16 protein-coding genes are annotated in these 20213 nt (G+C 54.7%); 6 read left to right on the top strand and 10 right to left on the bottom strand.

All coding sequences use genetic code 11. The features are described from left to right. Positions 1-158: 158 nt before the first annotated feature. Together CKO12_RS06200 and CKO12_RS06195 are read left to right on the top strand one after the other, a co-directional pair. Positions 159-1430 (top strand): DNA cytosine methyltransferase, encoded by a 1272-nt coding sequence (locus CKO12_RS06200; RefSeq protein ID WP_200153874.1) that lies wholly within the window; start codon positions 159-161, stop codon positions 1428-1430. Beyond that, a complete protein-coding gene (locus CKO12_RS06195; RefSeq protein ID WP_200153873.1) occupies positions 1427-2449 on the top strand; it encodes a hypothetical protein in 1023 nt (340 codons plus the stop codon). Before CKO12_RS06200 ends, CKO12_RS06195 begins: the two co-directional genes overlap by 4 nt. Before the next feature lie 155 nt (positions 2450-2604). Here the strand turns inward: CKO12_RS06195 and waaA are convergent, their stop codons facing one another. The 6 genes from waaA to CKO12_RS06165 all read right to left on the bottom strand — a co-directional run bounded on the left by waaA (position 2605) and on the right by CKO12_RS06165 (position 9109). Then, entirely contained in the window at positions 2605-3870 is a 1266-nt protein-coding gene (waaA, locus tag CKO12_RS06190; protein WP_200153872.1) for a lipid IV(A) 3-deoxy-D-manno-octulosonic acid transferase, read from the bottom strand. Continuing rightward, positions 3870-5849, bottom strand: coding sequence for a methyl-accepting chemotaxis protein (locus CKO12_RS06185; protein ID WP_242466236.1), 1980 nt, complete (start codon positions 5847-5849; stop codon positions 3870-3872). The genes waaA and CKO12_RS06185 overlap by 1 nt, the downstream gene beginning before the upstream one ends. A gap of 155 nt (positions 5850-6004) precedes the next feature. After that, positions 6005-7414: a bifunctional D-glycero-beta-D-manno-heptose-7-phosphate kinase/D-glycero-beta-D-manno-heptose 1-phosphate adenylyltransferase HldE gene (hldE, locus tag CKO12_RS06180; RefSeq protein ID WP_200153871.1), complete on the bottom strand. Its 1410-nt coding sequence runs from the start codon at positions 7412-7414 to the stop codon at positions 6005-6007. A gap of 92 nt (positions 7415-7506) precedes the next feature. After that, the gene (locus tag CKO12_RS06175; protein ID WP_200153870.1) at positions 7507-8133 is read right to left on the bottom strand and encodes a diheme cytochrome c; all 627 of its coding nucleotides are present in this window, start codon (positions 8131-8133) and stop codon (positions 7507-7509) included. Between the two features lie 14 nt (positions 8134-8147). Further along, positions 8148-8504, bottom strand: a complete 357-nt coding sequence (locus CKO12_RS06170) for a DUF1924 domain-containing protein (protein WP_200153869.1) — start codon at positions 8502-8504, stop codon at positions 8148-8150. Beyond that, complete coding sequence (locus CKO12_RS06165; RefSeq protein ID WP_200153868.1) at positions 8504-9109, bottom strand: cytochrome b/b6 domain-containing protein; 606 nt, start codon at positions 9107-9109, stop codon at positions 8504-8506. Before CKO12_RS06165 ends, CKO12_RS06170 begins: the two co-directional genes overlap by 1 nt. A gap of 192 nt (positions 9110-9301) precedes the next feature. Between CKO12_RS06165 and CKO12_RS06160 the strand changes: the two genes are divergently transcribed. Beyond that, a complete protein-coding gene (locus CKO12_RS06160; protein ID WP_200153867.1) occupies positions 9302-12142 on the top strand; it encodes a class I SAM-dependent DNA methyltransferase in 2841 nt (946 codons plus the stop codon). A 66-nt stretch (positions 12143-12208) separates the two neighbouring features. On the opposite strand, the gene CKO12_RS06155 is transcribed toward CKO12_RS06160, so the two are convergent. The 3 genes from CKO12_RS06155 to CKO12_RS06145 form a co-directional block, all read right to left on the bottom strand. After that, positions 12209-14863 (bottom strand): PKD domain-containing protein, encoded by a 2655-nt coding sequence (locus CKO12_RS06155; RefSeq protein ID WP_200153866.1) that lies wholly within the window; start codon positions 14861-14863, stop codon positions 12209-12211. Between the two features lie 74 nt (positions 14864-14937). Then, the gene (locus tag CKO12_RS06150) at positions 14938-16290 is read right to left on the bottom strand and encodes an ATP-binding protein (protein ID WP_200153865.1); all 1353 of its coding nucleotides are present in this window, start codon (positions 16288-16290) and stop codon (positions 14938-14940) included. After that, entirely contained in the window at positions 16287-17048 is a 762-nt protein-coding gene (locus tag CKO12_RS06145; RefSeq protein ID WP_200153864.1) for a response regulator, read from the bottom strand. Before CKO12_RS06145 ends, CKO12_RS06150 begins: the two co-directional genes overlap by 4 nt. Before the next feature lie 75 nt (positions 17049-17123). Between CKO12_RS06145 and CKO12_RS06140 the strand changes: the two genes are divergently transcribed. From CKO12_RS06140 to CKO12_RS06130, 3 genes are read left to right on the top strand one after another with little or no spacing between them, the layout of a single operon-like run. Beyond that, a complete protein-coding gene (locus CKO12_RS06140; RefSeq protein ID WP_200153863.1) occupies positions 17124-17462 on the top strand; it encodes a PepSY domain-containing protein in 339 nt (112 codons plus the stop codon). 2 nt (positions 17463-17464) lie between these two features. Beyond that, positions 17465-18127: a response regulator transcription factor gene (locus tag CKO12_RS06135; protein WP_200153862.1), complete on the top strand. Its 663-nt coding sequence runs from the start codon at positions 17465-17467 to the stop codon at positions 18125-18127. 44 nt (positions 18128-18171) lie between these two features. Beyond that, the gene (locus CKO12_RS06130; protein WP_200153861.1) at positions 18172-18495 is read left to right on the top strand and encodes a helix-turn-helix domain-containing transcriptional regulator; all 324 of its coding nucleotides are present in this window, start codon (positions 18172-18174) and stop codon (positions 18493-18495) included. Between the two features lie 108 nt (positions 18496-18603). Here the strand turns inward: CKO12_RS06130 and iscB are convergent, their stop codons facing one another. Further along, positions 18604-19932 carry an RNA-guided endonuclease IscB gene (gene iscB, locus CKO12_RS06125; protein ID WP_200153860.1) on the bottom strand — a complete coding sequence of 443 codons (1329 nt, stop codon included), beginning with the start codon at positions 19930-19932 and terminating at the stop codon, positions 18604-18606. Positions 19933-20213: the final 281 nt, after the last annotated feature.

Here is a 20213-nt window from a genome sequence, read left to right as displayed (position 1 = left end):
CTGACATGTGAGCCGTTATCCATTAAAAACAAAGTGCTTGACATCAATCTTATAGATCAGTGTAAAATTTGTCAGCTTTAACAAATTTTTAGGTCGGCTTTAGCCTCAGATTTGAGATCGAAGTCTTGTTAGCGAACTGAATCGCCCCTAGAGGAATCATGAGTAATACAGTATTCAGTTTATTTTCCGGCGCTGGCGGGTGCTCGCTTGGATTCAAGCAGGCTGGATATTCTGTTTTGTATGCAAGCGATATTGATGAGGCGACAGGAAAGTCATATTCAGTTAATTTTCCAGAAACTCAATTTGAACAGGCAGATATTAATAAATTAGATTTCAGGTCATTACTATCCAAAGTCCGCATCAAAGAAGGCGAGCTTGACATCTTAATTGGTGGCCCACCTTGCCAAGGATTTTCAACGGCCGGTGCTCGATTCTGGGATGACCCAAGAAATGAACTATTAAAAAGCTATGTAAAGGCACTGCGAACGATAAGACCTAAGTGGTTTCTTATGGAAAATGTTGAAGGACTTTTGACAGCAAAAGACGGTCAATATCTTTTTGAAACAGCCAAGGCACTTATTTCCTTGGGCTATAGAATCAGAATTGAAAAAATATATGCTCAGGAATTCGGTGTCCCCCAAAGAAGAAAAAGAGTACTAATAGTTGGAAATAGACTAGGTAAAGATTTCAATTTCCCAGAGCCGACAATTAAACTAAATGGAAAAATATTTAGAAACTCGGATATAACATTGAAGCACACAATAGGGGAACTTCCCGAGGCAACTGCGTCGAAAGATGTAGAGCTGCCTTACCATATCCCGCCAAAAGATCAGTTTGAAACCTACTTAAGAGGAACTTCTTGTTCAATCAAAGAGCACTTTTGTCCATTCATGAGCGAGACTCAACTTCAAAGGATTATGGCGTTATCTCCTGGCCAAACCATGAAAGACATGCCGGAGCATTTGCAGCACGAATCCTTCAAAAAAAGAGCAAACAGGAGAGTAATGGATGGAACACCTACGGAAAAAAGAGGTGGGTCTCCTTCTGGTCTAAAAAGGCTAATTATTAATGAGCCATGCCTGACAATAACCGGCGCGGCCACGCGAGAGTTCATACACCCGCTTTACCACAGACCATTAACCATCAGAGAGTGCGCAAGAATTCAAACATTTCCTGATGATTTCAATTTTCACGGAAACGCCTCTGAAAAAATTCAGCAAATTGGAAATGCGATACCTCCACTTGTCGCAAGAATATTTGCCGAGCATATTCGTGACGAGTACGGATTTGTTGGTGGTATTTTGACAAACGGCGGGCTAATTGGTTATTCCGTTACCAAAGCAGAAGCCATGAGTCCTGCTCTTAAGAAGACGTGTATATTGCTCGACAGCTTAACCACCAATCTAGCCCAAGGAAAACTTGCAATATGACTACCCTATTTATTAGAAATCTATATGCTAAGTGCAAAATGCACGGTAGTGGCGATGCACAGGTTGTACTAACAGATGGCGAGTTATATGCACTAATTGTTGTTGCCCTCAATGACCTTGGTTGGCTAGAAGATGGCTTGCATACCAAAAAAATTGAGATCAAAAGACAAAATTACTACGAGATTTCATTGGATTGGTTTGAGCAATTAGATATCGTTGTTGCGCCATCTGATATTGAAGATACACTTGAAAACGCAAAAAACAAAGAAGAGGATTTCGTACTATTCATTGAAAATCTTGCGGCACTTCATAGAAGAAGAGTCAAATATAGAAGAATACTGTCTTCCCAGCCAATGCCAACAATGGATCAAATTGGTCCTCGCGTTCTGTTAGAGTTTGGTGCGTGCGATTCCAATTTACTGGCCAATTGGATGACATGGAGAAAATGGATTTACGATATTGACAATAGAGCAGCACAAGAAACTGGCTATGTATTTGAACCAATTATTGCAAGCTGTCTGGGTGGGGAGTCTGTGGGGGCAAGGAATTCTCCAGTAAAGCGCGTTGACGAGTCTGGAAATCAAATAGCCAACGGAAGACAAATCGATTGCTACGTTCCATCTACAAATACAGCCTATGAAATAAAACTTCGGGTAACAATTGCGGCTAGCGGTCAAGGACGTTTTGGGGAAGAGTTATCATTTCCCGCTGACTGTAAAGCCGCCGGAATCAAACCAGTTTTACTTGTCTTAGACCCCACGCCATCAAATAGAATTGATGAACTATCCAAGAAGTTCATTGATTGTGGTGGTGAGTTTTATCAAGGTGAGGAGGCATGGAATTATATGGAAGAAAAATCTGGTGATGTTGTGTCGATTTTTATTGAAAAGTACATCCGCCCTGCCATCTCTGAAGTAGAAGATATTCAGCTTGCAACACTGGAACAAGTAACTTTATCTTGGGAAGAGCAGCAAATCATTATCTCTGGCGCAGGATATTCCTACCAAATTAAGCGATAAAAAACCGCTAACAAATCGTTCCAGCGGACGCGCAAAAAGCCGCGCCGCTGAACTCAAACGTTAGGCTCTGTTAGTCAGCGGCAAACATTAGCGGCGTAGGTTGGGTTGCCGCTTTTGGCAACCCAACCATGAGCAATAATTGCCTAACAAACGGTTCAAAAGCGGATACCGAAATCATCCATCAATGCCACCACCCGCAGCACCGCTCCCCGCTGCTGCGCCACCAGCGCCAGCCCCGCTGTTCCCGCCGCCGTCCGCAGCCCCGTATCCGTCAACCATTCCGCCAGCGTCGCCGCCAACGTCGCTGCATCCGTCACCCGTCGCGCCGCGCCCAGCGCCAGCAAATCCGCCGTCATCGCCGCAAAATTGAACGTGTGCGGGCCGACCAGCACCGGCACCGCCACTGCTGCCGCTTCCAGCGGATTGTGACCGCCGACCGCCACCAAACTCCCGCCAATGAACGCCACATCGCTCGCCGCGAGAAACAGCGGCACCTCGCCCATGCTGTCACCCAACAAAACCGCCGTTGTCGTCGCCACTTCCTCCCGCGTGCTGCGGCGCACCAGCGGCATATTCTGCTGCGCCACCAACGTCGCCACCCGCTCAAACCGTTCGGGATGACGCGGCACCAGCACCAGCAGCGCCGTCGGCACCTGCGCCCGTAGTAACTGGTGCGCCGCCACAATCACTGTTTCTTCACCTTCGTGCGTACTCGCCGCCACCCACACCGGACGCTCCGCCCCGCCCCACATCGCCCGCAGCGTCGCCGCTTGTGCAGGCAAATCCGCGGGAACGCACTGATCAAATTTGAGATTTCCCATCACCGCCACTCGCGCCGGATCAGCGCCCAGCGCGATAAACCGCTCCGCATCGGCAGCGGTCTGCGCCGCGATTAAATGGAACTGCGCCAGCGTCGCGGACGTGAAACTGCCGAGCCGCGCATATCCTCGCGCCGACCGCGCTGACAACCGCGCATTGATCAGCAGCACCGGCACCTCACGCTCGGCGCAGACCGCCAGCAGATTCGGCCAAATTTCCGTCTCCAGCACCAGCACCCGCTGCGGCTGCACCTGCGCGACAAACCGCTGCATCAATTGCGGCAGATCAAACGGCAGATAACGGTGCAGCACCTGCTCGCCAAACAGCGCCAGCACTCGCGCTGCGCCCGTCGGCGTCGTCGTCGTGACCAAGATGCGCAGATCGGGATTGACGGCGAGGAGATGCGCCAGCAGCGGTGCGGCAGCTTGCACTTCGCCGACTGAAACGGCGTGACACCACAGATCAGCGCGAGGCGCGGGCGTCCAGCTCAGGCGTTCGCCGAGGCGCTGGCGATACGCCACTTGACGGCGACTGCGCCACAGCAGCCGCGTCAAGATCAGCGGCAGCGCCAGCCAGAGCAGCAGACTGTAGAGCTGGCGCATCAGGTGTCGAGCTGATCGAGCAGCACTTGCAAGCGGTTGGAGGCATCAACCATCGTGTGATACAGCCGCTCGGCTTCGCGGCGATCATCCGCGTTGTGCGCAGTCAGCACCTGCTTTGCCAACTCGTGAACCTGCTTGTGATGGACGTCGATCTCGCGGAAGGCGGCGTGATTGGGGAACCGCACCAGCCCCGCGCCGTGATACCACTTGCCAAACGCGCAGGTGTGATGCGTCGGCAAAGCGTGCGGATCAGCGGCAGCGGGTATGCGCAGGGCATGTTTAATTTTGCGGATAAACACGAGATGCGCGACCTTCGCCTTGTGCAGCACGCCGCTTAAATCTTCATCATTTTTGAATTGCCCGAGCGAGCCTTGCAGCGCCTGAAAAATCTCCATCATCCCGCCGACGGTGGTCTCGGTGCGCTTCGATTGATCGCGGGAGACCTGCGTCACCTCACTGATGCGCAAGATGTTATTGGCGACCTCGCTATTGGTCATTGCGAGCTGCTCAACGGCGGCAGCAATCTGGTCGATTTCCGTATTCACCGCATTGGCGCTGCTCAAAATGTGCGTCAGCGCCTCGCCCGCGAGCGCCGCTTCTGAAGAACCCTGCGTCGCCTCCACCACGCCGTTGCGCATTGAGACGACCGCCTTACTGGTTTCCTGTTGAATGCCCTGAATCATCTCGCCAATTTCACGCGTCGCTTGATTGGTGCGCTCTGCCAGCGCCCGCACCTCGGTTGCCACCACCGCAAAACCGCGTCCCTGTTCACCCGCTCGCGCTGCTTCAATCGCAGCGTTGAGCGCCAGCAAATTGGTTTGATTGGCGATGGCTTTGATCGCGCCGACGATGGCGTCAATTTGATCGGAACGCGCCCCGAGGTCTTGCACCGTTTCAGCGGCGGTTTTCACCATCTGCGTCATATCGTGCATCGCGCTGATGGTGCGCTGCACCACCGCCGCGCCCTGCTGCGCAGTCTGGCTGGCTTCATGCGCCCGCATTGCCGCGTGGCTGCAATTTTGGGCGATGGAATCGGTGGTCGTTGTCATTTCCTCGCACGCCGTCGCCACAGAAGTCATCTGATCGGCAGCTTGCCCGACGTGTTTTAATGTTTCCTCTGAATCAACTTCTAAATTGAATGCGGCGCTAACCGCGTGGGAACTGTGATGGTGCATTTGCGCGATCAGATGCTGAATGCTGGCAGTAAATTGATTAAATCCGTTTGCCATTTCCGCTAACTCGTGCCGCCCCGGAATACTGAGGCGATGACTGAGATCACTTTCACCTTGGGCAAGTCGTGCCATTGCCGCAGTTAATTCATTGAGCGGTTTTGTGATTGAGTGCGCGATAGATAGCAAAATCATCGTCAATATCAAAACATAAAGCGGGATGGCGGTATTGAGCAGGGTAATTAAACCTGTGAATTGATCACGGGCGCTGGCGCTGGCAGCTTGATAATTACGCTCGGCCAACGCGGTGAGTTCGCCAAAATACTGGCGCGATTCCTGCGCTGACGGCGTAGCGTCGCGCTCATATCGCGCAAACGGAGTGTGGCGCTGGTCGGCGGGCAGGGCGCGTATTTCCTCCACCAGCGCCAGCACGATCCCGACAAATACCAGCGCACTGCGGCGGCTGGAATCTGCAAGGCGTTGTTCTTCGGCGCTGGTCAACGCAGACGGTAGCGCGTCGAAATGAGTTCGGATGCTGGTATTTAAGCGGCGAATATCCGCTAAACTTTTCTCAAAATCGCTGCCAAGCATGATGCTGCGTGATAAGCAGCTAATCATGCTCAATTCAGCACTGATCGTTTGCGTGAGGATGTGCGCTTTTGCCTCACGGCTTAAAACGTCTACATTGGTTTGTTCTAACCCGCGCAGCGATAACATTAGCAGCACATAAATCGTCATACTGGAGACAATGACAATGCCGGTGCTGAGATATAGCCGTTGCGAAATTTTTAAGTTGTTCAAAATCTTCATTGTTCTAACTCCTTAAATTCAAATTCCCCCAAGCCATTCAATTCCTCCAGCTTCCCCTTATTTACATCAGGGGAATTTAATTCCCCGCATCAGCGCAGGAATCTTTTATTTTTATTATTTAGAAGTGACGCAGTTGAAAGAAGTTTTCAGTATTTTTACAACGCCGCAATCATGCGGCTGCTGGAACAACCCGCCACAAACTCCAGCACTTCCACGCGCCCACCCGCAGCCCGCACACACTCCGCACCGGCGATCTGCGCAATCTGATAATCGCCGCCCTTGACCAACACATCGGGCTTGATTCGACAAATCAACGCCGCCGGAGTGTCCTCACTGAACGCGCAGACCCAATCGACCGCCGCCAAACCCGCCAGCACTGTCAGCCGCTGCGCGATGGGATTGATTGGTCGCTTCGCGCCCTTGAGCCGTCGCACCGAGTCATCATCATTCACCGCCACCACCAGCCGCTCGCCCAACTGACGGGCTTGTTGCAAATAGGCGACGTGGCCGGCGTGCAGCAGATCAAAACAGCCATTCGTCATCACCACCCGTTCACCCCGCGCCTGCGCTGCTGCGACCGCTGCTGCCAGCGCGTCGGCACTTAAAATGGGCGACGCAGCGGGGCTGTGCAGTGCGGCTGCCAATTCTGCGGCTGAGATCGTCGCCGTGCCCAACTTGCCGACCACCAGTCCAGCGGCGCAATTCGCCAGCGCACAGGCTGCCGCCAATTCCATCCCGGCTGCCAAACCCGCCGCCACCGTCGCAATCACGGTATCGCCCGCGCCGGTCACGTCGAACACTTCTCGCGCTTGCGTCGGCAACTCCAGCGGCGGGGCATCTTCACGCAGCAGCAGCATCCCGCGCTCACCGCGTGTCACCAACAATGCCGCTAACGCGAGGTCTTGACGCAAGCGTTGCGATTTGTCAATCAAAATGCGCTCAGTCGGACACGCGCCCACCACCAGCTCCAACTCGTGCAGGTTGGGCGTCAACAGCGTCGCGCCGCGATAACGGGTGAAATCATGGCCTTTCGGATCAATCACCACCGGCTTGCCTCGCGCCCGCGCTGCGGCAATCAACGACTGCGGGTCGGCGAGCGTGCCTTTGGCGTAATCCGACAACAGCAGTACATCTGTGCTTTCTAGCAATTCTGTGACCAGCGCCAGCAGCGGATCGGCAGCCAGCGGCGCGAGCGATTGTTCAAAATCAAGCCGCAGCAACTGCTGGTGCTGACTGAGTACCCGCAATTTGGTGATGGTGGGCAGGTCGGGGCGACGCTGGAGATGGGTGATGATGTGGTGCGCGACGAGCTGGGCGGTGAGCTGATCAGCGGCTTCGTCTGCGCCGGTGACGCCAACGAGCGTGGTGCGGACGCCGAGCGCGGCGAGATTGCAGGCGACGTTAGCGGCTCCGCCCGGGCGATCTTCACGGTGCGTGACCTGCACCACTGGCACGGGCGCTTCGGGTGAGATGCGGGTGGTGGTGCCGCTCCAATAACGATCCAGCATGACATCGCCGGCGACCAGCACCGCAGCGTGGCTTAAATCAGGACAGACGGCAGACATCGACAATTCTCAAAACGTGATTAGCTGCGGCGAGTCTAGCGGGTGTGCGGACAGCTTGGCGACTGCGGCTGCCCGCCGGGTGATGCGGTCGATTATTGCGGAGTGGCGCTGGCGCGAGTGGGAGCTGCTGGCGCAGTGGGCGCGGGAATTTTCACTTGATGCTCGTTGTAAATCCCGTTTTCTGCGCCGCGATGACAGACGTTGCACTGGCTAAAACTGCCCACGTTGGGATTGCCAGTCACCAGTCGCTGCGGAATCTCATCATGTTTGCGGATGAAATAAGGCGTGGTCGTGATGCGCGGCGCGACGCCCGTTGCGCCAGAAGTGACGGCGAAGGCTTGCGCTCGCACCAAACTGGCATGATCGGCAGCGTTGGCGTTGAGATAACTCTTGATTTCAAGGCGCTGCGGCTCGGCAAGCGTGGCGTCATCGCCGTAATGCGCGGCAAGTGCTGTCGGTGTCATCACCTGTTCCCACGCCGCTGCGGGTAACAAGCCGGGTTGATAGGCGAGATGACAGGCGCTGCATTCTTGCAGATAGGTCGCGTTGGTTGCTGGCGCGACATCGGCGCGAGACTGCACCCAACCGCCACGCCGCTGGCGCTCGCCGCGCTCGTCATCATCATCATCGCCATCGTCATCGCTGAACGCCACGCCGACTGCGCCCAGCGCCAGCAAGCCGATGGTGAGACTGGTCAAAATGGGTTTAGAAAAGGTCATCGTTGCCGCTCCGGTTATTGCGTTTTGATGTAGCTGATAAAATTGACTTTTTCGCTGGCGCTGCACTCGCGCCCCAACGTCCAGGTGCAATTGCGCGTCAGCCATTTTTCAACCTTCGCTGGATCCGTCAGGCGCTGCGGGTTGACCGACGGCGCGAGTGGTTCGATGACTTTGCCGGTTTTGGCGTGACGCCCAGCTTGGGTCAAATCCTGTCCGTGACAGGTGACGCAACTGCGGGCGGGCGAGCCATCGGTTTGCGGATGTTCGAGCGTCCACGCCGCCAAACCCGCTGCCGGATCAGCGGCAAATAACGCAGTTGAAATCGTCAAGCAGCCTGCGCCGAATAAGTAGATAAGCGTTTGTTTTGACATTATTTCGCACTCCGTTTCATGCCCGTCAGCATCGCGCCAATCAGGTTTTCGCGGTGCGACAAGCTCGAAAAGGCGACGCCCGCTAAATGCAAAATCACCAGAAATAACGTGGTATTTGCAAAGAATTCATGCACTTCCTCCAGCGCCTCGCCCGTCGATTCCGGCACTCCGCGCATCAGCCCCGCCAGCGGGCCGGCAAATTCGGTCGCGCCATACAACGCCATGCCGCTCACCGCCGTCGCCGTCAAAATCAGCAACAGCACAATCACCATCGCGCCACCCGCCGGGTTATGTCCGAGATAACGCGGGGCGCGATTCGCCAATGCCGTTTTGAGATATGCCAGCACGGCAGCGGGTGGGCGGACGAAATCGCTAAATCGCGCATATTTGCTGCCGACAAATCCCCACGCCACCCGCACGGCAATCAAAATCAAGACGATATAACCGGCATTAACGTGAACATTGAGCAGATCGTCCTCAACAATAAATGCGGTCGCAAATGCAGCCGCCAGCGACCAATGAAATCCCCGCACCAGCCGATCCCAAACGCGCACTGGTGCGGTGGTTTCTGCTGCTGACGGTAACGTTGGGGGTGAAATTGACATCGTATTGCGCTCCAAAATTAAGATTGATGAATCACCCAACGGTGATCTGGAGCGCAGCGTAACCAGCGGCGGCTGACCATTCGTTAGCGGACATGGTCAGCGAATGGTCAGGTTATTGCGTTATCAGTGATAACGGTGCCTTAGTGACAACTGAAAACTGACAACTTTTTTTAACCCAGAATTGAGAATGGTATGACTCCTGAACAATTTATCGCTAAATGGCACGCCACAACCTTAAAAGAACGCTCTGCAGCGCAGGAGCATTTTATTGATTTATGCCATTTATTGCATGAGCCAACGCCAGCCGAAAGTGATCCGACCGGCGCATTTTATTGTTTTGAGCGCGGCGCAAAAAAAGCGGGTGGCGGTGATGGCTGGGCGGATGTGTGGAAAAAAGACTGTTTCGGCTGGGAATATAAAGGCAAGCGGAAAAATTTGCAGGAAGCCTTTAAGCAACTTCAATTGTATACGCCATCATTATTATATCCGCCGTTATTGATCGTTTCTGATATGGAACAGATCATCATTCATACTGCTTTTCCGGGCACGGTGCCGAATGAACATCATTTAACGCTGGAAAGTTTGCACGATCCGGCGCAGGTGCAGTTATTAAAATGGGCATTTAGCGATCCTGAACAATTACGCCCGACGCGCACCACCGCCGCATTAACGGAAGCCGCAGCGCGACAATTGGGCGCATTAGCCAGCGCCTTATGTGAACGCGGACATCCGCCGTTGCAAGTCGCGCAATTGTGTCAGCAGATTTTGTTTTGCTTTTTTGCGCAAGATATTGGGTTATTACCCAATCATTTGTTTACTAAATTATTAGAATCTGGACAACAGCGCCCCGCATATTTAGCGCAAATGCTAGAAAACTTATTGAACACAATGGCGACTGGCGGCACGTTTGGCATTGATCCAATTGATCGTTTTAACGGCGGCTTGTTTCATAAGCCAGTTGTGTTACCGCTGACCGTCGCCGACATTAAAACGCTGCGCGAATTGGCAGAATTGAAATGGGCAGCAATTGAACCGAGTATTTTTGGCACTTTATTTGAGCGCGGTTTAGACCCGACGCAGCGCCAACAATTAGGCGCACATTATACCGATCCGGCGTCCATTATGCGGATTGTGAATCCGGTGGTATTAGAACCGCTGCGGGCAGAATGGGCAACACTTAAAACTACAGCGCATAAAAAAAGCCGTAAAGCTGCGCAAGGATTATTAACGCAGATGTTGGAACGGTTGCGTAATTTCCGCGTGCTTGATCCAGCGTGTGGTTCCGGTAATTTTCTGTTTTTAGCGTTAAAAGGGTTAAAAGATTTGGAGCACGAAATCATTTTAGAAGCCGAGCGGTTGAATTTCCCGCGCAGTTTTCCGCTGGTTGGGCCGGAGAATGTGCTGGGAATTGAAACCAACATTTATGCCGCAGAATTAGCGCAAGTCACGGTGTGGATTGGCGAGTTGCAGTGGATGATTCAACACGGGTTTTCTTTAGATAAAAATCCGATTCTGAAACCAATCGCAATCATTAGCCAGCGCGATGCGTTGTTAAATAAAGATGGCAACGCAGCGGAATGGCCAACTGTGGATGTGATTGTCGGCAATCCGCCGTTTTTAGGCGGTAATAAAAAGCGCAGCGTTTTAGGTGATGCTTATTTTACGGCGTTGGAAAATAGCTATTCGGAACACATTTCCGGCAGCGCAGATTTAGTCACTTATTGGTTTGAAAAAGCGCGGGCGCAAATTGCCAGCGGGCAAGCGCACGCCGCCGGTTTGGTGGCAACCAATTCAATTCGCGGCGGGGCAAATCGTAAAGTGTTAGAACACATTTGTAAAACGACGACCATTTTTAATGCGTGGTCAGATGAGCCTTGGATTAACAGCGGCGCGGCAGTGCGGGTCAGCTTGATTTGCTTCGGAAATATAAAATCAACGCCCGTCTTAAACAACGAACCGGTGCCAGCAATTTATGCCGATTTGACTGGAGGACAGCGGGTCGCTAACAGTACAACAGCCGACATCACGCAAGCTAAAATACTGAAAGAAAACTGCGGAGTAACCGTGCGTGGTTCAGAAAAAGGGGGTTCTTTTAATATCTCAGGTCAGTTAGCGCGGGAATGGCTGCGCTTGCCCAATCCAAACGGTCGCGCCAATAGTGACGTGATTCGACCTTGGGCAAATGGGATGGATATTGCGCGGCGTTATTCAGATACTTGGCTTATTGATTTTGGGTTGAATCGGCAAGAATCTGAAGCCGCATTATATGAAGCGCCTTTTGAATATGTGGTGAAGCATGTTAAAGCAACACGACAACACAACCGTGAAGAAAGAACAAGCGATAACTGGTGGCTTCATCGCCGCTCTGGTGAAGAATTACGCACTGCTCTTGCCAAATTACCGCGTTATATCTGTACGCCAAGAGTTGCTAAATATCGTTTATTTGTTTGGTTTAACGCCGTAGTTTATCCCGATAGCGCCACATTTATTATCGCCCGCGCTGATGACACAACTTTTGGGATTTTGCAGTCGCGTTTTCACGAAATCTGGGCATTGCGGATGGGCACCAGTTTGGGCGCAACGCCGCGTTATACGCCCACCACGACATTTGAAACCTTCCCGTTTCCAATTGGTTTAACGCCCGCTGATACTGGCGGCGCAATTGAAAAATTAGACAATGGCATAATCATTCCGAGCGTTGCGCCCGCATATCGAGATCACGCGATTGCAATTGCTGAAGCCGCATATCAACTCAATCAACTGCGCGAGCAGTGGTTAAATCCACCGGAATGGATTGAGCGTGTGCCGGAAATAGTCGCCGGTTATCCTGAGCGAATTGTGGCTAAACCGGAATACGCAGCAGAATTAAAACAGCGGACGCTGACCAATTTGTATAATCAACATCCGACTTGGTTAACCAATGCGCAGCGCAAATTAGATCACGCAGTGGCGGCTGCGTATGGTTGGAATGCCGCAGCATTGAATGAAACAGAGATGTTACAGCGGCTGTTAGCATTGAATTTGGCGCGGTGAGAGTGCAAATTGCACCACAAAAAAAGCCGCCTGCATATTCAGGCGGCTTTTCATATTGTTTATTTATCAATCGTCGCCACGACTCAGCGTTAATCCCCGTTCTGGTCGCGCAAAGTTATGACAGGCAGCGCAGTCTTTACCTTCTTTTTGCACATGCCGACTATGCACCGAATTAAAATCTCGATCTTCTGATTCATTGTCATGGCATTGGGTGCAAATGGTATTGAGAGTGCCATTGAGCGCCGTCACGCGAGAACCCGCCACCACGCTCGGCAGCGTCCGCAAACCATAGCCCAGCGCCGCCATGTCCAATCGTGCCGGGCCGCCGCTCAACGCTTGATGACAGGAGCCGCAACCAGCGGAATCACCGCCCAGCGCATTGGCCGTCGGTTCGACGCCGTGATTGATGGTTTGGTAAGTGAAGACCGGCACGGCAGTCGTGCCAGCGGGCATTTCGAGAGTGCCGGGCGTCCCGGCGCAGGTTGCATCGGGATCGTCGCCCAGCCCCAGCGCCACTGCGCGGCAGAAGCTGCCAGTGCGGAAAAATTCAAAGGTGGAATGTCCGACCAAGCTGTTATTGGCATCATTCCGCGCCAGCTTGCCCCAGTGCTGTTTCATCGGATAGAGCTTGGCGGTCGCGCTGGTCACATCACCATTCGGCTGTCCCAGCACATACGCCGGATCACCTGCGGCGAAATCGCCGACAAATTTGGCAGCAATCGTCGCATCCAACGGGACAGTGGGAACGCCAGCCAGCGATTCTTCCAAATAGATCACCTCGGAAGTGCCATCAAACCAGTTGTAGCTTGGAATCAGCGCCGCGCTGCCCAGCCCGCCTTTATCTTCACGCGGGAGCCAGCCACCGCGCCCGCTGCAAGCCGCATCAGACGGATGCGGGTCTTGCCAATCGCGGGCGATTTCCGTCCCCACCGCTGCCTTGGCATACGCCGGAATGTGACAGGTTTGGCAGGCGACCTTCATCGCGTGTTTATCTTTGCTCGCGCCTTGGGTGTTGCTGAAATCACCGTGCGGGCGATTGTTGTGACAGCCGCCAGCTTCGCAAGTGAACCGCTCCGCCACATCATCCGCCCGTAAATCCAGCCCGCGTCCGCGCATTCGATGGGTTTCGCCATTCACGCCGGGCGTGGTGTGGCAATCCGCACAGGTCAAATTGGCTCCGGCGGAACTCATGTGCAGATCGTGCGTGACGCTGGGATTGACATCTTCTTGCGACAAATCGCCGCGTTTTGCGCCATCCGCACCGCCTGCGCCAGCATGACAATTGAGGCAGGATTTGCGGGTTGTGGCGTGAACGTTTTGCGCGGCAGCCAGCGTGGTGAGCGGCATTGGCGTTAGCGGAGCAGTTGCTGGCAGCGTGTCCGATCCCGCTGGTTTGAACAGAAAATCGCCCGCCACACTCAGGTTTGGAATGCCCTGAAATCCGGTACGCAACACCGCGCCGCCATCAGAACGAATCAACGCGCCGCTGGCATCTTCGGCCAGATTCAACAGACTGAAATTGCTAAAACCCAGCCCGCTCGCCGTCCAATCTGGGAAGCGTTTGTAAACCTCCTGATGACAGGTCAAACAGTCGATATTGGCCAATTGGGTTTGCGCGGCAGCGGATGCTGGCGCGAGTTGTTCAAACAGCGATTGCGCCATCGGCAAGCGTCCATTGCCGACATGACAGCCAGCGCAGGTGAAGCGCGGCGAATTCTCGTGGGTGCCGCAATAGGTGTTCACGCCAGTCGCCACCAAATCGCCGGCTGCTTTTGCGGGGCGTTCACCGGCAGCAGTGAAGTTCGCTGGAATGTTGGTGACGTTGGGAAATGCGCCGCCCTGTTGGTAATGCACCGAGCCGTGCATGTCTCGCGCCTGATTTTGGTGACAGGCGACGCACACCTCCGGCCCAATGTAGGCGGTGATATTGCAATGCTCTGGAATCGACGAGGTGCAAGCGGTCGGCGACGGCGGTGGCGGCAGCGCGACGGTAGCGATTACTGCGCTGGTGCTGGCAAGTGCCGAGACTGCGCCGAGCTTGTCCGTCACTTTCAGCGTCACGGTATAGGTTTTCGCCGTCGCATAAGTGTGACTGGGATTGGCTTGGTTGCTGGTCGCGCCATCGCCGAACGTCCAAGCGTAAGTGGCAATGCTGCCGTCTGGATCAACCGAGCCAGCACTGCTGAAACGCACCGCCACGCTGGGTTTGCCGCTGTACGGGCCGTTTGCTTTGGCAGTTGGCGCTTGATTGGTGGTTACTGGCGGCGGAGTGCCGGTGCCCGGCGCTTTGGGAGAACAATCTGCTGGCGCTTTATCCACAGCGCGTTCAACGGTTTGCCCATCGGTCAAAGTCGCCCGCACCCGACAAGGCACCGGACGAGGAAGCTGTTTGCTGATTGACCATGCGCCGTTGCGTTCGGCGGAGTCCGTGCCGAGTTTCTGCGTGGTTGAATACGCATTGACCACCGTCACCTTTGCCCGCGCCGTGCCCTGCCCAGACACGCGCAACCGATGCTCCCGACTGTCCCAAGCTGCGCGGGCAATGGTCAACGTTGATGCGCCAGCTTCATCATCTCGTTCATCATCTTCCGCCAGCGCCATGCCGACGGCGAACAAGCCGACGACCGTCAGCGCCAGCATCGAAGTCAATCTGCGCCAAGTGCGGTGGCGATCTTGTGGTGATGGGGCGCTGGGAGCGCAGCGCGGTTTGGATGTGCTCATTATGTTGTCCTCTCGCTGGTGATAAACCGCAGTGTTCACTGCATCACCCTAAGCTGCGCCGCCTTAAGAAATCCTTAAGACTCACGCGCCGCTTTGCGAAAGTTCACCTCCACCAGCAACCCCGGTTTGGGTGCGGCATCCAGCAGTTCAATCTCGGCATCGTGCAGCTCGCAAATGCGCTGCACGATTGCTAAACCCAGCCCCGCGCCAGCTTCGGTTTGACCGGCGGGACGATAAAAACGATCAAACACGCGCATCTGGTCGCCCGGCGCAATCCCGCGTCCAGAATCCTCAACCCGCAGCACCACCCGCTCGCGCCGCGCTTGCACCGCCACCGTCACCCGCCCACCTGCGGGCGTGAATTTGAGCGCGTTATCCAGCAGATTGCCGAGCAACACGGTTAGTGCTGCCGGAGCCACGCCGACGCAACACGGATCGCCATCTGGGAGATGCAGGCTGAGTGCAATCGCCTTGCTGTCGGCATATTCCTGTTTATCGGCAACGACTTGGCGTGCTGTGGCGATGAGCGACCAACTGCCCGCTGCGGCAGCGCCGGTCTGGTGTTGCAGCCGCGCCAACATCAACAGTTGGGCGATGAGATGCGTCGCCCGATCCACGCCGCGAATGAGTTTTGCCAGCGCATCGTTGCGTTCTTCAGCATCGGTGCTGCGCCGGGCGATCTGGGCGTAGGTGCGAATGATCGCAAACGGCGTGCGCAATTCATGCGAAGCGTCGGCAGCAAAATGGCGCTCCGCTGCCAATGCCTGTTCGAGCCGCGCCATCAGCCCGTTGAGCGCCGTCGTCAGCGGGCGGATTTCGAGCGGAGCGCGGCGCAGATCAATTGGCGTCAGTTGCGCTGCTGAGCGGTGCGTGATGTCGCGGGTCAAGCGCATCAGCGGGCGCAGTCCATCCGACACCGCCAGCCAAATCAGCAGCGCCGTCAGCGGCAGCGACCACAGAATTGGCTGCAATGCTTGAAAAGTAAGATATTCAATCAGTTCCTGCCGAATGCTGTCATTTTGCGCGACATACAGCACTTCGCCAGCCCGCGCCGTTGGCAGACCAAACACGCGCCAGCGGGTATCGGCAAGCTGTTGATCCGAAAAGCCCAGCCCGTGCGCCAGCGGTTCGGCTGGCGCGGCACCGAAGCTGCTGACCAACACCTCGCCGCGCCACAGTTGAAAGCTGATTTTGGATTCGTAGGCATGACCGATGGGCGACAGCGTTTGCGGTGTACCCGCAATATCCGGCAAATGACCGGTTTGGGTGATTTGGTGCAAAACGTGTGCGGTTTGCGCGAGTTGCGCATCCAGCAATTCGTCAACCTCATGCTGGGCGCGATCCAACGCCACCAGTCCCACCGCGATCCACACAATCGCCTGCACCACAAACAGCGAAAACAGCAACCGGTAGCGAATGGAATTCATGGCGCAGGCTGCGAGAGCAATTGATAGCCGACGCCGCGCACCGTGAGAATGCGCTGCTTGCCGAGCTTGTGGCGCAAATGATGAATATGCACTTCCAGCGCGTTGCTTTCGATGTCGTCGTGCCAGCCGTAAGTCGTCGCTTGGAGACGCGAGCGCGGGACGACGCAATCGGCATGAGCAATCAGCGCCTCCAATAGACTGTATTCTTTGGGAGAAAGTGCGATTAACTGCTCGCCGAGCGTCACCGTGTGCCGCGCCGTATCCACCGCCAGCTCGCCAGCTTGAAATAACGCCGTCGCATGACCGGTGCGTAAGCATCTCTTTGAGAAATCCCCCCCGCCCCCTTTGTCAAAGGGGGAGCCAAAGCCCCCCTTTGAAACAGCGGGGTTAGGTGGATTTGCAAATCGCCGCAGCAGCGCCCGAATCCGCGCATTTAATTCATCTAAATCAAAGGGTTTGACGAGATAATCATCTGCGCCAGCGTCCAGCCCCGCAACCTTATCCGCAATTGCATCACGGGCGGTGAGAATCAGCACCGGCAGATCAATTCCCTGCTGGCGCAGATCGCGCAGCAATTTGAGACCATCGCGCCCCGGCAGCCCCAAATCCAGCACCATGACATCGAAATGCTCAACCCGCAGCGCGTGTTCAGCGGGATCGGCGCTTTGCAACCATTCGGCGACGTAGCCATCCTGACCCAGCCCAATTTGCAGACCAGCGCCGAGCAAAGGATCGTCTTCAACAATCAGGACGCGCATGAGTTCACCGGATGTCAGTTTTGAGTGGGCAATTGTCAGCAAATGGTCAGGATCATTGGACGTAGACTCAACCACATGTTTCACACGTCATTCTCGCGCTATCTCCTCCTCTGCATCGCCGCTCTGTTCAGCACCAGCGGCAATGCCGATCATCGCGCCCAACGCAGCGCCGCCGCGCACGATCACGCCCGGCAGGCGTTGGAACGCGGTGAGGTGCGACCGCTGGCGGAAATTTTGGCGCGAGTCGCCGATGCCGTGCCCGGTGAGGTGATTCACGTTGAATTTGAGCGCCAGCATCAGCGTGATCACCCGGTGTGGATGTATGAAATCAAGGTGTTGGCTGCCGATGGGCGGCTGCGTGAGGTGGAAGTTGACGCCGCAACGGGGCGCATTTTGAGCGTGGAGGACGATTGACGATGCGCATTTTGTTGGTGGAAGACGATGAGCGCGTGGCAGCGGGCGTCACGGCGGCACTCACCGCTGCGGGTTTTGTGGTGGATCACGCCCGCGATGGCGACACGGCGTGGTTTCAGGGCGAAACCGAAAACTACGCTGCGGCGATTCTCGATCTGGGGCTGCCGGGTTTGGATGGTTTGTCGGTGCTGCGCAAATGGCGCACGGCGGGAGTGCGGCTGCCGGTGTTGATTCTGACGGCTCGCGGCGATTGGAGCGAGCGGGTTGAGGGCATTGATGCTGGCGCGGATGACTATTTGCCCAAACCGTTTCGCGTGGAGGAATTGCTGGCGCGACTGCGGGCGCTGGTGCGGCGAGCGGCGGGACAGGCGACGGCAGTGCTGGTGAATGGTCAGTTGACGCTCGACACGCGGCGGATGACGGTCAGCGTGGACGGTGCGCCGGTGCATCTCGCGCCGCAGGAATATCGGTTGGTGAATTATCTGATGCAACACGCGGGACGGGTGATTTCGCAGCTTGAATTAACCGAACAGCTTTATGCGCAGGATTTCGAGCGCGATTCCAACGCCGTCGAAGTGTTGGTGGGGCGGGTGCGGCGCAAACTCGGCAGCAATTTAATTCAGACCCGACGCGGCTTTGGTTATTTGATTGAAGTGGAAACGTAAGAAATTGCGCGTATTGGCACGACTGGCAAAAAAGAGGTTAATTTATGTGCAAATCCCGTGCTCATGCTGACGCTAAAATTGAAAGTTTCCACAATAATCCAAGCTATGCTGCGGAATATCTTAATGCCGTTTTAGAAGATGGCGATCAAGAAGAATTACTGGAAACTCTCCGTTATCTTGCCGCTGCTTCTGCTGGAGTTTCTCAACGCACTGAAGAGATTAACTTTAATGCAAGTACGCTATATCACAGTTTATCGCCGACTGGTAATCCAGAATTAAAAAAACTCACGGAATTACTAACAGCAGTGGGATTGCGTTTGGTTGTGCAACCATTGAATCTGCCGCACCATTCCAAACCTTTATTGTGATCGTTTCGTCATTGTTATTTCAGATTGAAGACGGCACTGAAAATGATTCAACTGCAACCTTGCAGATAATTACGCAGGCGCTATCCGATATTGCGCGTATTCGCAACGCTAACGTCGCAGCGTTTTTTGATGCGTATAACTGTAGCCATCAGCGCGTTGAATGACTGTGCAACAGCGGTGCGAAATACTCTGAATTAAACGCTCGGCAGTTTGTAAATTGAAACGTCCCGTGGCGCGAATCGCTACCCGTCCGATATGAACCCCGGCATTTTTGCCTTTCAATACCCGCGCAATCACGCGGTCGCCAGTTTGAAATCCGTAAATGCGTTTGCGGCGCGTGCGATGACTGCGCGGAAAACCAAAGCAATCAAGCTGGGCGCGTTGATAAAGACCGCGTCCAGTTGCTTTGATTGCCAAGATCGGGCATTGCCAGCCGGTTAAAGTGTCGATTTTTCCGACACAAGCTGCATCGAGCGCATGAGTTTTTGGAATGTTAAGGCGGCTGCGATTAAATTGAGTTAATCCACCTGATCCAGTTTCAACCGGAACACCAATTGCGTTTAGTGCATTAAATAATGCCCAGCGCGTGGAATTGACCGCTGCTGCATCGCGTAACGGTTTTTTTGCCTGCGCTTGAATACGCCGCAATACTTCTGGCTTTTTGTTGAGAAATTCTGCAATTGGTTGGCTGCCTTTTTTCTGGTTGCAGGACGCGCAAGCCAAAGCCAAATTGCTAATCCGATTCGAGCCGCCGCTGGCTCGCGGTTGAATATGCTCAATTTGCAACGGGACATTTTTAGCGCCGCAATAAACGCATTGGCGCTGCCATTTTTCCAACAGATATTCCCGAACTTCGTAGCCAGCCAGCGTTCCGCGCTGATATTCCACACCAGAAATTTCTGGGTTTTGCATCTGCTGCATATCAAAGCGCACCAATTCCAAACTGATTGCCGTGACCGGAGCGAGATCACGCAAACGCTTGACCCAGTTCTGGGTGGTCTCGACACGATGGCGCAAACTCGGAGCTAGCCAGCCGACGGGTTTGGTGCGATTGTGAAAACGCGGCTCACGATGACGAAGATTGGCGCTGCGCCGCCGGCGACGCATCTGGCGGCGAGCTGTCAGTGCCTCGCTAATTTGCTGTCCGCGATGCGTCAGTTCACCCAGCCACAACACGGCAGCACGGCGCGTCGTGTTGCCAGTTTCAGGATCAATCGCTTCCGTTTCGCGCACCAGCGCCAAGCCAGTGGTCTTGCTGCCCGGGTCGAGTTTAATCCGCACCGGCTGCACTGCTCCGCCGACGCGATCTTTCAAGCGGATGGTGAACGGGACGAGCCGAGCGACCACGGCGCGACCCCGCGACAACAGCAGCCGCGCCTTTTTCTCGGAACAGGGCATCAGTGGTTGCTGGCGTTTATCTAATACGAATACTGCCATTTTTCTTTACCAAATCAATGCGCTTACGCGCCTAGTGACGGACGCCTCACGGCGTCGCTCCCCTCGGAAATGTGTACAAACGGCTCCTGCTGTTGCCAACAGCGATCAAAACCTTCGGCGTTTTACCTTTCGCCAGCATGATTCTGATCTTCCAGAGTCCGGGACTAAGGAAGCATCCCGGAGTGAGTCTTGACGACCTTTTGCACACGGAGCGGATTGGCTACCGCTTTCCCTGCTCAACCCAGCTCTTTAATGAGCTATCGGTTTTTGCAAACCGAGGT

The organism is Chromatium okenii, assembly GCF_016583745.1.
In the GTDB taxonomy this organism is placed as follows: domain Bacteria; phylum Pseudomonadota; class Gammaproteobacteria; order Chromatiales; family Chromatiaceae; genus Chromatium; species Chromatium okenii.
The sequence above is the reverse complement of the archived record's forward strand: the minus strand, read 5'-3'. Positions and strand labels throughout refer to the sequence as shown.

Excerpts from the sequence above, each read along its gene's own strand:
- CKO12_RS06200 (WP_200153874.1), top strand. The coding sequence starts at position 159 with ATGAGTAATACAGTATTCAGTTTATTTTCCGGCGCTGGCGGGTGCTCG.
- CKO12_RS06195 (WP_200153873.1), top strand. The coding sequence starts at position 1,427 with ATGACTACCCTATTTATTAGAAATCTATATGCTAAGTGCAAAATGCAC.
- waaA (WP_200153872.1), bottom strand. The coding sequence starts at position 3,870 with ATGCGCCAGCTCTACAGTCTGCTGCTCTGGCTGGCGCTGCCGCTGATC.
- CKO12_RS06185 (WP_242466236.1), bottom strand. The coding sequence starts at position 5,849 with ATGAAGATTTTGAACAACTTAAAAATTTCGCAACGGCTATATCTCAGC.
- hldE (WP_200153871.1), bottom strand. The coding sequence starts at position 7,414 with ATGTCTGCCGTCTGTCCTGATTTAAGCCACGCTGCGGTGCTGGTCGCC.
- CKO12_RS06175 (WP_200153870.1), bottom strand. The coding sequence starts at position 8,133 with ATGACCTTTTCTAAACCCATTTTGACCAGTCTCACCATCGGCTTGCTG.
- CKO12_RS06170 (WP_200153869.1), bottom strand. The coding sequence starts at position 8,504 with ATGTCAAAACAAACGCTTATCTACTTATTCGGCGCAGGCTGCTTGACG.
- CKO12_RS06165 (WP_200153868.1), bottom strand. The coding sequence starts at position 9,109 with ATGTCAATTTCACCCCCAACGTTACCGTCAGCAGCAGAAACCACCGCA.
- CKO12_RS06160 (WP_200153867.1), top strand. The coding sequence starts at position 9,302 with ATGACTCCTGAACAATTTATCGCTAAATGGCACGCCACAACCTTAAAA.
- CKO12_RS06155 (WP_200153866.1), bottom strand. The coding sequence starts at position 14,863 with ATGAGCACATCCAAACCGCGCTGCGCTCCCAGCGCCCCATCACCACAA.
- CKO12_RS06150 (WP_200153865.1), bottom strand. The coding sequence starts at position 16,290 with ATGAATTCCATTCGCTACCGGTTGCTGTTTTCGCTGTTTGTGGTGCAG.
- CKO12_RS06145 (WP_200153864.1), bottom strand. The coding sequence starts at position 17,048 with ATGCGCGTCCTGATTGTTGAAGACGATCCTTTGCTCGGCGCTGGTCTG.
- CKO12_RS06140 (WP_200153863.1), top strand. The coding sequence starts at position 17,124 with ATGTTTCACACGTCATTCTCGCGCTATCTCCTCCTCTGCATCGCCGCT.
- CKO12_RS06135 (WP_200153862.1), top strand. The coding sequence starts at position 17,465 with ATGCGCATTTTGTTGGTGGAAGACGATGAGCGCGTGGCAGCGGGCGTC.
- CKO12_RS06130 (WP_200153861.1), top strand. The coding sequence starts at position 18,172 with ATGTGCAAATCCCGTGCTCATGCTGACGCTAAAATTGAAAGTTTCCAC.
- iscB (WP_200153860.1), bottom strand. The coding sequence starts at position 19,932 with ATGGCAGTATTCGTATTAGATAAACGCCAGCAACCACTGATGCCCTGT.